The sequence below is a fragment of the Bradyrhizobium sp. SZCCHNS1022 genome, assembly GCF_032484835.1.
GTDB lineage: Bacteria > Pseudomonadota > Alphaproteobacteria > Rhizobiales > Xanthobacteraceae > Bradyrhizobium.
On record NZ_JAUETT010000003.1, the window covers coordinates 453367 to 466616 of the forward strand.

The following is a 13250-nucleotide window of genomic DNA, read 5'->3' on the forward strand; positions in this document are numbered from 1 at the left end:
CGCCCTCAGAGATCGAGCACGAGCGTCGGCGTCTTCGAGCGAGAACAGCACACCAGGATCTGGTCGTTGGCTGCCTTCTCCTCGTCGGTCAGATAGTTGTCGCGGTGGTCGGGCACCCCCTCCAGCACCGTGCACATGCAGGTGCCGCAGATGCCCTGCTCGCACGACACTTCAACTTTGACCCCGATCTCCGCGAGCGCCTTGACGATCGGGACGCCGGCCGGAACCATGACGCTCTTGCCGGACTTGGCGAGTTTCACCTCGAAGGCATCACCCGAGGTATCCACATCGGCTTCGAAATATTCGCGATGGATCTGCGCCTCGGGGTGGCCCAGCCGATGCGCCTCGCCGATCACCCATTCCATGAATCCAGCGGGACCGCAGACATAAAGGTGAGTGCCCGCTGCGGGCGCCGGCAAGTCGCGCTCCGGCAGGAAGCGCTGGGCTTCGGGGCCGTCGTCCAAATGCAAACAGCTGTGCGCGGCGAGCGGTGCTGCCTCGAGCACATCCAGGAACGCGGCCTTGGCTCGGCTGCGCGCGCAATAATGCAGCGTGAAATCCTTGGCGTGGGCGGCACAATGCCGCGCCATTGCCAGCAGCGGCGTCACGCCGATACCGCCGCCGATCAGGATCGTCTTGCTGGCCGCGGCTTGCAGCGGAAACAGGTTGCGCGGCACGCCGATCCGCAAGTGATCGCCGGCGTGCACGTCCCGGTGGATCGCGGCGGAGCCGCCGCGCGAGCCTGCGGCCAGCAGGATGCCGAGCTGATAGCGCGAACGATCGGCCGGATCGCCGCACAGCGAATATTGCCGGATCAGATCGGGCCCCAGATGGACATCGACATGCGCGCCCGGCTCGAACCGCGGCAGGCTGGCTCCGGCCGCGGCCGCGAGATCGAGCACGACGATCTCCTCCGCCGGCTCGCTGCGGCTGACGACGACGACATCCAGCGTCTGTTCACTCATGCTCACTTTAATCTTTGCTCAACGCAGATAGATGCCGCCGTTGACGTCCCAGGTCGCGCCCGTCGCAAATGCCGCCTCGGGCGAGGCCAATTGCAACACCAGCTTGCCGATGAAGCTGGCGTCCCCGATCTGGCCGACCGGGATCGTCGCCTTCACGGCTTCCAGCCGCTCGGGCGACAGCGTGCGATGGACCATCGGCGAATCGATCGGGCCTGGTGCGATCGCGTTCACGGTCACCCCCGATGGCCCGAGGTCGCGCGCGAACACTTTGGTCAGCGTGATGATGCCGCCCTTGGATGCAGCGTAGTGCGCGCCGGTCGCTGTGCCGCCGTTCTGGCCGGCGAGCGAGGCCATATTGATGATGCGGCCGTGGCCGCGCGTCTTGAAATAGCTGCCGAACACCTGGCAGCCGAGAAAGGTGCCGCGCAGGTTGACCGCGATGACGGCGTCGAACTCCTCCGGCGAGATCTCCATCACCGGACGCGCCACCGTGACGGCGGCATTGTTCACCAGGGCGTGCACCGTCCCCCATTGCGCGAGCACTGCTTGCAGCGCCGCCGCGAATTGCGGCTTCTCGCGCACGTCGAGCCGCTGCGCCAGCGCAGTCGTGCCGGACGGATCGAGTTCGGCGACGACACGCTGTGCCGCCGCTTCATCGATATCGGCGACCATGACGCGATAGCCGCCGCCATGCAGCACGCGCGCGATCGCCTCGCCGACACCGCTGCCGGCGCCGGTGACGACGGCAGCCCGCTTCTCTTCACCGATCGCCGTCACAGGATGTACCCGATGCCGGTCAGCGCGTCCGTCGAGTTGATCAGGCGCACCACCTTGCGCGAGATCTTCAGCCTGCCGTCGCCGCCGCGCACCAGGCTGAACTCGATGTCGGCGGTGTAGTTGCGTTCGCGACCGCGGCGGAATTCGGTCAGGATCTGCGCACAGCGCAGCTCGCAGGCCGTCGGATCGGTTTTCAGGATCCGGAAGCGCGACTGCACCCGCACGGTGCGCGCCACCGGCGAGGTCGAGATCGACTGGCCGTTGCGCAGGCGGTCGACACGCTTCTGGCGCATGGAGTGGTCGTCATAGGCGTAGTTCAGCGTGTTCTCGAAATCGGTTTCTCCCGGCTCGATCGGAACCACATAATGGGCATCGGACGTCCACAACGACAGCCATTCGTCGTATTCGGCATTGTCGAGCAGGTCGGCCTCATACCAAGTGAAGGTCATGGCCTCGTCAAGGGTGATCGCCTGGGTCATGTTGTTCGTCCTCTCTCAGGCCGCCATCATCTTGGTCCATTGCGCATAGGCCGCGCGCATGCCGGTTTCTGCGCTGACGTCGCCGCGGCGATGGCCGTCCGGCATCGCGGTTTCCTGCGGCAGGCCGCGATTGAGCATCAGCCACAGATCGTGGTCGCCCTGCGCGCCATGCTGCACGCGATCCCACACCTCGGCGTCATCCGGGCTGCCGAATCCCATCGGCCCCTGGAAGAACTCGTGCAGCCGCATGCGCGCGCGGTTCGCCGCGGCCGGTCCGCCCTTCATGCCGATCGCGATGTGACGGATTTCGGTTTCTTCCACGGATACCGGTTGCAGCACCCGGAAGAACGCCATCGAGCAGGCGACATTCGGGAACAGATTGAGGTTGAAGCCGGAGCCGCCGACCGCACGGACGATGCGGCGGACTTCCAGATCGCTGTAATCCCTGGCGAGCTCGGCGGCGAGATCTTTGAACTTCTCCGGGATCGGCGCCTCCAGATTGTCTTCCAGATCGATCAGTTCGGGGATCATCACCATGACACTGTGGCCGTTGCCGAGATCTTCGACGAAGCCGCCATTGTTCATCATGTCGAGCGTGGTCTGCGTCTCGCTGTCGACCGCGGTCAGGAAGGATTTGTGCACCAGCGGGAAGTGATAGGCATCCGTGGTGTTCTCGAGCTGGATCTTCCAGTTGCCGGGAAAGCGGAATTTGTGCTCGCCGAGGGTCGTGACCGGATAGCCCGCGCCCTGCTTCATGAACAGGTCCATCCACTTCTTGGCCGGGCCGAGGAAATCGACCAGCGGCTCGATGTCGTCGCGGAAGGTCGCGAAGATCATGCCGGCATAGGATTCCACCCGCAGCGAGCGCAGCGGAAACTTCGCCCGATCCAGCACGCCCTCATAGCCCTTTTCATAGGGAACGCCGCGCAGCGAGCCGTCGAGCCCGTAGCTCCAGCCATGATACGGACAGACGAAGCTGTTGGTCTTGCCCTTTGCCACTTCGCACACCGTGGCCGCACGATGCCGGCAGCGATTGACGTGCACGTGAATGGCGCCCTTGCGGTCGCGCACGACGATCACCGGATGCAAACCGACCTGCGCGGTCTTGAAGTCGCCGGGATTGGCGATCTCGCTCTCATGCGCGACCCAGACCCAGGTGTTCTCGAAGACCTTCCGCATCTCCGTCTTGAATATATCGGGGTCGGTATAGAGCGTGGTCTTGGCGCGGTCGGGCTGGATCAGCGGGCGAATGTCGACGTTGGCTTCGGCGGTTGTGGTCATCAGCTGATATCCTTGAGGACGCCTCGGATCGAATTGGAGTTTAAAGACAGTTTATGGGAAGCCCGGCTGCGTCGGCAGCCCGAGCAGCACCCGGCCCGCGCTCTGCATCGTGCCCTCGCTCAAAAAGGCGTGCTGCGCGACGACGAGGCTATCGCACATTGCTCGCGCCAGATTGTGCGAGGTGTAGATCGAAGCCGTGCCGGCGAGACCGCAGGCGATACGGGCGACGTCCGCGCCCGACCGCGCCGCATGAGTTGCCGCCAGCCGCATCAGGGTGACAGTCTTCTGGTTCGGCGCGCCGTTCACCACTTCGCTCCACAGCTCTTCCGTCGCCTCATAGAAGAAGGCGCGGGCCGAGCGCAACAGCGCCTCGGCGCGCGCGATTTCGAGCTGGACGTAGCCACGATCGGCCATGACGGGCGCGCCGGTGATCGAACCGCGCGTCCCGGCCATCGCACTGACATCGTCCAGCGCCGAACGCGCGACGCCGATCGCGACGATCGCCAGCACCTGCGCGGCGAAGGCCAGCGACGGATAACGATAGATCGGCAGATCGAGCGTGGCCTTGCCGCCGCGGATCAAGGTCCATTCTTCCGGCACCACGACGTCGTTGACGATCAGATCATGGCTGCCGGTGCCTTGCAGACCAATGACGTCCCAGTTCTGACGGATCATCACCTTCTCAGCGGGCATGACAGCCACGCGCGGCAGGCCGCCGGTGGAATCGCCATCCACGGTGATGCCGACACCGATCAGCTCCGCACCCGGCGAGCCGCTGCCGAATTTCCAGACACCGTTGACCAGGAAACCGCCGGACGTGCGCTTGGCGGGCTGCAGCGGAAACAATCCGCCGGCGAACACGACATCGGGCCCCTTCGCATAGACCTTGCGCAGCGTTTCCTCTGGCAAGGCGGCGAGATAGCCGGCGGCACTGCCAAAACTCGCCACCCAGCCAGCCGAACCGTCCGCCTCCGAAATCGCCTCGATCAGGCGGCAGAACTCCGCCGGCGAACGCTCCTCGCCGCCGAACCGCTTGGCGACCATGGCGCGATAGACGCCGATCCGCTTGAACCCTTCGATGATGTCGTCCGGAATCTTCTGTGCGGCGACGAACTCGGAGCGGCGCGCCTTGATCTCGGCGAGCAGCGCCGGCAGGCTCTGCGCTGCAGCGGCTGCCTCCGTCTCTCTGGCGATCGTCGCAAGCGGTGGCGTCATCGGTCGAGCCTCATTGTCCAGACATCGATAGGATAAGAATGCCAATTAGTGGAAATTTCCAGCGAAAAATCTAGCTTCATTGCACAAAGATTATTCCGTGAGTGCCTGCTTAACGACCTTGCAGCGCACGCGCGCGGCAGCAGCAGCAGACGACCAACTCGCGGCCCTCCCTGCCGAACGCAAACTAAGCACCAGCCCGTTCGCACACGCACAGGACGGCGAGGGTGGCGCAGCACAGCTGCCTTGCTTTATGCAATCTGGTGTTGCTAAGGACGGCAGCCGGATGAGGAACGTCCGACGGAACCGAGACAAATGCGAAAGACCGAATTGGACGAGATCAAGCGCCATGTGAGGGCCGAGGACAGCCGCTTCCTCGCCAGCCGCTCCCCCTTCTACCATACCGTTCGCATGCTCGCCCGGTACTACGCGCGTATGAACGCGGTGCTGAAGCCATCCGGCATCGATATGGCGCGCTGGCGCGTGTTGAGCCTCCTTGCCGAGCGCGAACCTATTACCGTGTCCGAAATCGCAGAGGACTGCGTGGCGCATATTTCCACGATGGCAAAGACCATCACGCGCATGGTCAGCGAGGGCCTGGTGACGGTCCGCACGTCGAGCGCCGATGCGCGCTCGACCGAGGTCATGATCACTCCAGAGGGCCTCGCCCTCCTCGAACAGACCCGGGAAAAGACCAAACACGTCTTCAAGGAAGCGCTGCGCGGCTTGACCAAGACCGAGGTGCAATTGCTCAATTCGCTGTCGGCCCGCATCTTCGAGAACCTGTCGCCATAATAATGTGACTTCCCGCCGCTCCACGCGCGACGACGGCCGGGATTAGTACTCAACTGACTGCTAATCATGCAGCTTGCCGCGAGAAGCGGCGGATTCAGCCGAATTAACTTGCTTGATTGTTCTAGTGAATATGCGAGTAATTTGAAGCCGCCGGCAGAGAGCCACAGCCCGGCAGCCGGAGTGCCGGCAGCTCGGCACGCCGTGCCGCTTTCGCGGCCGTCATAAAGAATGTGAAAGGATCGTGTCGTGCTCAGACTTATTGCCGCGGCGGCGCTGCTGACCGCGACCGTATTCCCCGCCAGTGCCCAGATGAAAGTGGGCGTCATCGCTTCCTCGACCGGCCCGGTCTCCGTGGTCGGCGTGCAGCAGAAGAACACAGCCGCGCTGCTTCCGAAGAAGATCGGCGACGTCGCCGTCGATTATATCTACATGGACGACAACAGCGATCCGACGCAGGCGACCAAGAACGTCCAGAAGATGCTGATCGAGGACAAGATCGACGCGCTGATCGGTCCGTCCGGCTCGCCCAATGCCGTCGCAGTGCTCCCGTTCATCGCCGACGCCAAGACCCCGATGCTGGCGCCGGTCGGCACCACGGCGGTGGTGCTGCCGATGGACGACAAGAAGCGCTGGGTATTCAAGACGACGCAGAATGATAACCTCGTCATGGACGCGATCGTCGCGCATATGAAGAAGACCGGCATCAAGACGGTCGCCTTCATCGGCACCAGCGATCCGCTCGGCGACAATTTTGCGGCCGCTTTCAAGGCCGCCGCCGAGCCGGCCGGCCTGAAGATCATCGCCGAGGAGCGCTTCGCCCGCACCGATACCTCTGTGACCGGCCAAGCCCTGAAGATCCGCGCGGCATCTCCCGACGCCGTGCTGATCGGCGCCGCTGGTGCTGCGACCGTGCTGCCCGAAGTGACCTTGGTCGACCAGGGTTTTGCCGGCAAGATCTACCAGACCCATGGCGCTGCGACGCCGGAGTTCCTGAAGATCGGCGGCAAGAAGGTGGAAGGCACTTTCCTCGCCGCAAGCCCAATGCTGGTGTTGTCCGAGATCGGTGACGATGTCGCATCGCGCAAGGTCGCGCTCGACTACATCGCGGCCTACAAGAAAATCTATGACGTCGAACCCGGCACGTTCGGCGCCAACATCTACGATGCCGGGCTGCTGCTCGAGCGCGCCGTTCCGGTGGCCGCCACCAAGGCAAAGCCCGGCACCCCGGAGTTTCGCGCGGCGCTTCGCGACGCGCTCGAAGAGGTCAAAGACCTCACCGGCGCCCAGGGCGTCTACAACATGACCGCAAAGGATCATTCCGGCTTCGATCAGCGCAGCATCGTCATGATCGCGGTCAAGAACGGCAGCTGGTCGCTGGTCAAGTAAGCGAAAGGCGCGGGCGGAAAACTCCTTCCGCCTGCGCCACCGCGTTCCGGCCGGAGCATCTTCGTGAACCTTTTCGTCGCGCTCTACCTCGCCCAGGATGGCATCGCCAACGGCCTCGTCTATGCCCTGTTGGCGGTCGCAATCGTACTGTTGTTCTCGGTCACGCGCGCGATCTTCGTCCCGCAAGGCGAGTTCGTCTCTTTCAGTGCGCTGACCTTCACGACGCTGCAGGATGGGCACACGCCCGGAACAATCCCGCTCCTCGCGGTCCTCGTTCTCCTGCAATTCATCGCCGACGTGATCGCGGACGGCCGAAGCCGCGGCATCGCGGTGCTGCTCCCGGCCTTGCGGCGCGCCGTGCTGCCACTCGGCATCGCGGCGTTGGCGTTCATCGGCGCTCAACTCGGTCTGCCGCTGCTGTTCAAAGCCGTGATCGCGATCGCAGTGGTCGGTGCCTGCGGCCCCCTGCTCTACCGTTTGGTGTACCAGCCGATCGCCGCCGCCTCCGTGCTGGTGTTGATGATCGTCTCGGTCGCCTTGCATTTCGTCATGGTCGGCATCGCGCTGTTCGTCTTCGGCCCGGGCGGTCAGCGCTCCGCACCGCTGATCGACGGCAGCTTTATCGTGGCCGGCGTGCCGATCGCGGGCCAGACCATCGCGATCTTGCTGGTCACGCTGGCTGTGATTGCGCTCCTTTACTACGCCTCCCAGCGCACGCTCTACGGCAAGGCCATGCTTGCCGCCGCGATCAACCGCGAAGGCGCGCGGCTGATGGGCATCTCGGTGCCGCTCTCCGGCCGGATCGCCTTTACGCTCGCCGCAACCATCGGAGCGCTAGCCGGTGTGCTGATCGCACCCACGACCACGATCATCTACGACACCGGCTTTCTGCTTGGGCTGAAAGGATTCGTTGCAGCGATTCTCGGTGGCCTCATCAGTTTTCCGCTCTCGGCGATCGGCGCAATCGTGGTCGGCCTGCTCGAAAGCTACGCCTCCTTCGCAGCTTCGACCTACAAGGAGGTCATCGTCTTCGGCCTGGTGATCCCGATCCTCCTATTTCGTTCGATGCGGATGTCGCGACGGGAAAAGGAAGACATCGCGGAAGAACCGGCCGCCCATGCGCAGGAAGATCTCTGCCCTGAAGCGCTAGCGCGCCGGCGGCTTTGGCGCCGCGGCCTCGAACTCGCATTCCTCGCCTTCGTGCTGGTATCGCCGATCATCTTCTCCGATTACAGCATCGCAATGCTCGACTATGTCGGGTTGGCGTCCATCACCGTCCTCGGTCTCGTATTGCTTACCGGCGTCGCCGGCCTCACCTCGTTCTCGCAGGCCGCCTATGTCGGGATCGGAGCTTATGTCACCGGCTATCTTTCATCGGTCTACGGCATCTCGCCGTGGCTCACGCTCCTGGCCGTCCTGGCCGTTGCCTTTACGATCGCGCTGGTGAACTCGCTGATTGCGGTCCGCCTGTCCGGCCACTATCTGCCGCTGGCGACCTTGGCGCTCGCGATCGTCGCCTTCTATCTATTCGGCAGCCTGCCCCAGACCGGCGGTCAGGCCGGTATGAGCGACATCCCGCCGCTCTCGATTGCAGGCTTCGCGCTCAAGGATCCCAAAAGCTTCTATGTCGCGATCTGGACGGTGCTGCTCGCGCTCCTGGTCGGCACGCGTAATCTCTTGGATTCCCGGCCCGGGCGCGCCATCCGTTCGCTGCGTTACGGCACGATCATGGCCGAGAGCGTCGGGGTCAATACGCAAAGCTACAAGGTCGCAAGCTTTGTGATCGCCTGTCTGATGGCGGCGCTCGCCGGCTGGCTCTATGCGCATTTCCAGCGCTTCATCAACCCTTCCCCCTTCTCCTTCGGGCAAGGCATCGAATATCTGTTCATGGCTGTGATCGGCGGAGCCTCCTCGATCGCGGGCGCGGTGGCCGGCGCCGGCATCGTGGTGCTCTCCAATCAATGGCTGCAGAGCCATCTTCCGTCGCTCCTGCATGTTCAGGGCGATTTCGAGATTGTCATCTTCGGCATCGCGGCGGTCGCAATGCTGCAATTCCTGCCCGAGGGCATCTGGCCGGCGCTGATCAACCTGTTGAGACTCAACGTGCCCGACGCGCGCCCGAAGGCCGAGGGCGCGCCGCGCCTGCCTGAGCGCGACAAGCCGGCGCGCGGCCGCGCTATCCTCTCGGTGATCAACGTCACGAAATCGTTCGGCGTCGTAAAAGCCAACCGCGACATTTCGCTCGATGTCCATGCTGGTGAGATACTGGCGCTGATCGGCCCCAATGGCGCCGGCAAGAGCACGCTGTTCGACCTGATTTCTGGCGTGCAGTCGCCAACCAAAGGCTCGATCAACTTTCTCGGCAAGGAAAGCCGTTATGCCACCCGCGCACTGTCGCTTGACGGCATGGGCCGCACCTTCCAGCACGTCCGCATCATCCCCGACATGAGCGTGATCGAAAACGTCGCGCTGGGCGCGCATGCCCGTGGGGCGACCGGCCTCGTCACCGCCAGCCTGCTCCTCGATCGCAAGGAAGAGGCGACGCTGCTGGCGGAAGCACAACGGCAGCTCACACGTGTTGGTCTTGCGCAGCTCGCCGAGCGCAATGCCGGCAGCCTCGCGCTCGGCCAGCAGCGGGTGCTGGAAATTGCACGCGCGCTCTGCTCCGATCCCTGCCTCCTCCTGCTCGACGAACCCGCCGCAGGCCTGCGCCATCTTGAGAAGAAAGCACTCGCCGATTTGCTTTCACAGCTCAGGACCGAGGGCATGGCCGTGATGATCGTGGAGCACGACATGGACTTCGTGATGAACTTGGCGGACCGGATCGTCGTGATGCAATTCGGCGAGAAGCTCGCCGAAGGCACGCCAGCCGAGGTCCAGGCCAATCCCAAGGTGATCGAAGCCTATCTCGGAGGCGTGGAATGAGCGCCGCATCCACCAGCTCCGACGTCCTGCTCGCGGCCGAGAACATCAGCATCGGCTACGGCCGCGTCGAAGTCATCCGAAGCCTGAACCTTTCGATCCGGCGCGGCCAGATCGTCGCGATCATCGGCCCCAACGGCGCCGGCAAGACCACATTGCTGAGCGGCCTGATGGGGCAATTGCCGGTGCGCGGCCGGCTGACCTTCTTCGGTGAAGTCGCGGCGGAACAGCCGCCCGTCGAGACGCTGGTTGGCCGCGGCATGACCTTGATCCCGGAGACCCGCGAATTGTTCACGACTATGACCGTCGAGGACAATCTGATGCTCGGCGCCTTCCTGCGCTACCGCCGCGGAGACAAGAGCTATTTAAATACTCTTGAAGAGGTCTACGCGCTGCTGCCCCGATTGAAAGAGCGGCGTTGGCAGCTCGCGAGCACCCTGTCTGGCGGCGAGCGCCAGATGCTGGCGATGGGCCGCGCGCTGATGTCCAAACCTCAGCTTCTGATGCTGGATGAGCCGAGCCTCGGGCTTGCCCCACTCGTCACCCGCGACATTTTGCGCTCCGTGGCCGGCTTGCGCGATCGCGGCGTATCTTGCCTGCTGGTCGAGCAGAATGCGCGCGCCGCGCTGCGCATTGCCGACTACGCCTATGTGATGGAATCCGGTGCCATCATGCTCGAAGGCCCGGCCTCCGAAGTCGCGAGCAATCCCGACGTGATCAATTCCTATCTCGGGATTCGGGCAGCCGCATCCTAGACGTTCTCGAAGCCCGCAATGGCGCGGGCAAAGGCAGGTGCAACATGCTGATGGTCAAACGAAGCGAACGGGACGAGGAACATCACCTCCGGAGCGAGCTCGCGCTGTTCTATCGGCTGGTCGATTTCTTCGGCTGGACCGAGATGATCTTCAACCACATCTCGGTGCGCCTACCCGGCGTCGAGAAGCGCTACCTGGTCAATCCGTTCGGACTGAACTACAACGAGGTCACGCCTGACAATCTGCTGACCGTCGACGTCACTGGCCATCTGATCGGCGACTCGAACTACAAGCCAAATCCGGCCGGCTTTGCGCTGCACGGCGCGATCCACGCCGCGCGCGAGGACCTCCACTGCGTCGCGCATGCGCACACGACGGCGATGTCGGCGGTGGCGCAGAAGAAGGACGGGTTGAGCCACGATAATTTCTACGGCGCGCAGCTCGCCGGACGCACCGGCTATCACACCTTCGAGGGCATCACGCTGTTCGACGACGAGCGCGAGCGCATGCTGGCGAGTCTTGGCAATGGCGACGTGCTGATCCTGCGCAACCACGGCGTCGCCGTCGGAGCCGCCGACGTGCCACGCACCTTCATGCTGCTGTGGACCGTGCAGCGCGCCTGCGAGATCCAGTGCCAGGCCGGCATGATCCCGGGGCCGGATAGCGCGCTACCGGATGCCGTGCGCGCGCAGTGCGTCTCGAATTCCAAGCGTCTGATCGAGGAAGCCGAATTCGCGAGACTATTCTTCGACGCGGCCATCCGCCGCATGAGCGCCGTCAAGGGCAAGCCGTTCTGATCGCGCGATCGGGCTTCATCGATGCCGCCGGCTCAGCCGCTTAAGATCGGAATCGTCGGGGCCGGCGCAATCGGCTCTGCGTTGGCCGCCCAGCTTGCGCTCGCCGGCCAGCCCGTGTCACTGGTTGCGCGCGGCGCGCGCCGCGAACTGCTGGCCAGGGAGGGCGTGCGGCTGCGCAGCGGCGAGCTCGCGATCGCGCATCCCGCGATCATCACGCTGCGCGAGCTTGCGACCTGTGATGTGGTCGTGGTCGCAGTGAAGGCGCAGGCGCTGCCGGAGCTGCTGCCGCAGCTTGTGCAAGCCATGGCGCCCTCGGCGCTGCTGATGCCCGCCGTCAATGGGCTGCCCTGGTGGTATTTTCTCGGTGCGAGCCGTTTTGCCCGAACCTCGCTTGCATCTCTCGATCCCAACGGCGACATGCTCTCGCACTTTCCGGCGGAGCGCCTGATCGGCTGCGTCGTCTATACGCGTGCTGCGATGAACGACGACGGCGACATCATCGTGCATGGCGAGCAAAGCCTCCGGATCGGACAGGTCGGACCTGTGCCGCCTCCCATTGCGCTCGGCAATCAGCTGGCGTCGGCGGGAGTTACCGTCAGCGTGGAGACGGATGTTCGCCGCGAAGTCTGGCGTAAATTATTGCGCAATGCTTCGACGAATCTGGTCTCCGGCCTGACCGGCACGAACCTGGAGCAAATCGGCAACGATACCGGCCTCCTCGCTGTCACGAGCAATATCGCGCGCGAGGTGGCTGAGCTTGCCGAGAAACTCGGCTATCCGACCGCACCTGATCTCGACGGCTTCGTCCACGAACTGCGGCGCGCAGGGCCGCACGTGCCATCGACGTTGCAGGACATCCGCGCGGGGCGTGCGCTCGAACTCGACGCGCTCGCGGAAGCACCGCTTGAAGTCGCACGGTGGCTCGGATGCCACATGCCGACGCTGGACTGTGTCCTCACGCTGCTGCGCGCGCAGCTTCGCTACGCCAACTCCGGCCGCCGGAATCAGGAGCGATAGACATCGGAAGTTACACCTAGCGAAAATCAACGGAGTCCCGTTTGAATTTCACTCCGTGCGATTCGACTTCCCGCTACTGGCGAGACCAGCAGGCAGACGCGGCGTGCAACCCGCTCGAACGCCAACTACATCAGGGTGAAACTTCGCTGACCGGCCAGGACGTATCGGCTCGTCAACAAGCTCCGTCGGACAGCAACAACGAAGGGATCGTCACGATCAGGATCTTTGCATCGAGCGCCATCGACCACTGATGGGCGTAGAACGTGTCGTAAGCAACACGTTCGCCGTAGCTCGTCGCACTCCGACCGCTAACCTGCCAGAGCCCAGTGATGCCGGGACGGCAAGCCAGATAAGCGCGGGCGGATTCCGAATATCGCACCAGTTCCTGCTCTGTCACGGGACGGGGGCCGACGATGCTCATATCGCCCTTCAGAACATTGAAGAGCTGCGGCAACTCGTCGAGGCTCGACCGGCGCAAAATGGCTCCGATCATCGTCACCCGCGGATCTCGCTTCAGCTTATGATTGGCAGCCCATTCTGCCGCGGCAGCGCTATCGTGCTCGAGCAGCCATCGCAATTGCTCCGACGAATCCACCACCATCGTGCGAAACTTCAGGCAATCGAAGTTTCGTCCGTTGAACCCTACTCGCCTATGGCGGAACAGAATGGGCCCGGAAGAGGACAGGAAGACCAGGAGGCCGCAGATGATAAGCAGCGGCGCCAAGAGGACAATGCCAGTCAGCGCGAGTATAATGTCTACAGCGCGCTTCGGCGTCAAGCCGATCGGACCGACCGGTGCAGCACGAGCAACAAGGCGCATACCGTCACGTCTAAGCATGTTCAGCACCAACTATTTTGCACAGC

12 protein-coding genes are annotated in these 13250 nt (G+C 63.7%); 6 read left to right on the forward strand and 6 right to left on the reverse strand.

Features of this window, described 5'->3' with window-relative positions:
* Positions 1 to 5: 5 nt before the first annotated feature.
* The 5 genes from QX071_RS21770 to QX071_RS21790 are packed head-to-tail and all read right to left on the reverse strand — an operon-like array spanning position 6 to position 4717.
* Positions 6 to 965: a PDR/VanB family oxidoreductase gene (locus tag QX071_RS21770; protein ID WP_315704721.1), complete on the reverse strand. Its 960-nt coding sequence runs from the start codon at positions 963 to 965 to the stop codon at positions 6 to 8.
* A gap of 18 nt (positions 966 to 983) precedes the next feature.
* Positions 984 to 1742, reverse strand: coding sequence for an SDR family NAD(P)-dependent oxidoreductase (locus tag QX071_RS21775; RefSeq protein ID WP_315704722.1), 759 nt, complete (start codon positions 1740 to 1742; stop codon positions 984 to 986).
* Positions 1739 to 2221 (reverse strand): aromatic-ring-hydroxylating dioxygenase subunit beta, encoded by a 483-nt coding sequence (locus QX071_RS21780; protein ID WP_315704723.1) that lies wholly within the window; start codon positions 2219 to 2221, stop codon positions 1739 to 1741. The genes QX071_RS21775 and QX071_RS21780 overlap by 4 nt, the downstream gene beginning before the upstream one ends.
* A 15-nt stretch (positions 2222 to 2236) precedes the next feature.
* A complete protein-coding gene (locus tag QX071_RS21785) occupies positions 2237 to 3502 on the reverse strand; it encodes an aromatic ring-hydroxylating dioxygenase subunit alpha (protein WP_315704724.1) in 1266 nt (421 codons plus the stop codon).
* A 51-nt stretch (positions 3503 to 3553) separates the two neighbouring features.
* Positions 3554 to 4717, reverse strand: coding sequence for an acyl-CoA dehydrogenase family protein (locus tag QX071_RS21790; protein ID WP_315704725.1), 1164 nt, complete (start codon positions 4715 to 4717; stop codon positions 3554 to 3556).
* A gap of 327 nt (positions 4718 to 5044) precedes the next feature.
* Here QX071_RS21790 and QX071_RS21795 point away from each other — a divergent pair, with 327 nt between their 5' ends.
* From QX071_RS21795 to QX071_RS21820, 6 genes are all read left to right on the forward strand, one after another.
* Positions 5045 to 5509, forward strand: a complete 465-nt coding sequence (locus tag QX071_RS21795; protein ID WP_315704726.1) for a MarR family winged helix-turn-helix transcriptional regulator — start codon at positions 5045 to 5047, stop codon at positions 5507 to 5509.
* Between the two features lie 246 nt (positions 5510 to 5755).
* On the forward strand, positions 5756 to 6895 hold the full coding sequence (locus tag QX071_RS21800) for an ABC transporter substrate-binding protein (protein ID WP_315704727.1): 1140 nt from the start codon (positions 5756 to 5758) through the stop codon (positions 6893 to 6895).
* 63 nt (positions 6896 to 6958) lie between these two features.
* On the forward strand, positions 6959 to 9820 hold the full coding sequence (locus tag QX071_RS21805; RefSeq protein WP_315704728.1) for a branched-chain amino acid ABC transporter permease/ATP-binding protein: 2862 nt from the start codon (positions 6959 to 6961) through the stop codon (positions 9818 to 9820).
* A complete protein-coding gene (locus tag QX071_RS21810; RefSeq protein ID WP_315704729.1) occupies positions 9817 to 10572 on the forward strand; it encodes an ABC transporter ATP-binding protein in 756 nt (251 codons plus the stop codon). Before QX071_RS21805 ends, QX071_RS21810 begins: the two co-directional genes overlap by 4 nt.
* Positions 10573 to 10616: 44 nt before the next feature.
* Positions 10617 to 11369 (forward strand): class II aldolase/adducin family protein, encoded by a 753-nt coding sequence (locus QX071_RS21815; protein WP_315704730.1) that lies wholly within the window; start codon positions 10617 to 10619, stop codon positions 11367 to 11369.
* 21 nt (positions 11370 to 11390) lie between these two features.
* Positions 11391 to 12386 (forward strand): 2-dehydropantoate 2-reductase, encoded by a 996-nt coding sequence (locus QX071_RS21820; protein ID WP_315704731.1) that lies wholly within the window; start codon positions 11391 to 11393, stop codon positions 12384 to 12386.
* Between the two features lie 172 nt (positions 12387 to 12558).
* Here QX071_RS21820 and QX071_RS21825 read toward each other — a convergent pair whose 3' ends face one another.
* The gene (locus tag QX071_RS21825; protein ID WP_315704732.1) at positions 12559 to 13224 is read right to left on the reverse strand and encodes a sugar transferase; all 666 of its coding nucleotides are present in this window, start codon (positions 13222 to 13224) and stop codon (positions 12559 to 12561) included.
* Positions 13225 to 13250 lie beyond the last annotated feature (26 nt).

What these genes read in the sequence shown, in the direction of transcription:
- QX071_RS21770 (WP_315704721.1), bottom strand. Translation starts at nt 965, where the DNA reads ATGAGTGAACAGACGCTGGATGTCGTCGTCGTCAGCCGCAGCGAGCCG.
- QX071_RS21780 (WP_315704723.1), bottom strand. Translation starts at nt 2,221, where the DNA reads ATGACCCAGGCGATCACCCTTGACGAGGCCATGACCTTCACTTGGTAT.
- QX071_RS21785 (WP_315704724.1), bottom strand. Translation starts at nt 3,502, where the DNA reads ATGACCACAACCGCCGAAGCCAACGTCGACATTCGCCCGCTGATCCAG.
- QX071_RS21790 (WP_315704725.1), bottom strand. Translation starts at nt 4,717, where the DNA reads ATGACGCCACCGCTTGCGACGATCGCCAGAGAGACGGAGGCAGCCGCT.
- QX071_RS21810 (WP_315704729.1), top strand. Translation starts at nt 9,817, where the DNA reads ATGAGCGCCGCATCCACCAGCTCCGACGTCCTGCTCGCGGCCGAGAAC.
- QX071_RS21815 (WP_315704730.1), top strand. Translation starts at nt 10,617, where the DNA reads ATGCTGATGGTCAAACGAAGCGAACGGGACGAGGAACATCACCTCCGG.
- QX071_RS21820 (WP_315704731.1), top strand. Translation starts at nt 11,391, where the DNA reads ATGCCGCCGGCTCAGCCGCTTAAGATCGGAATCGTCGGGGCCGGCGCA.
- QX071_RS21825 (WP_315704732.1), bottom strand. Translation starts at nt 13,224, where the DNA reads ATGCTTAGACGTGACGGTATGCGCCTTGTTGCTCGTGCTGCACCGGTC.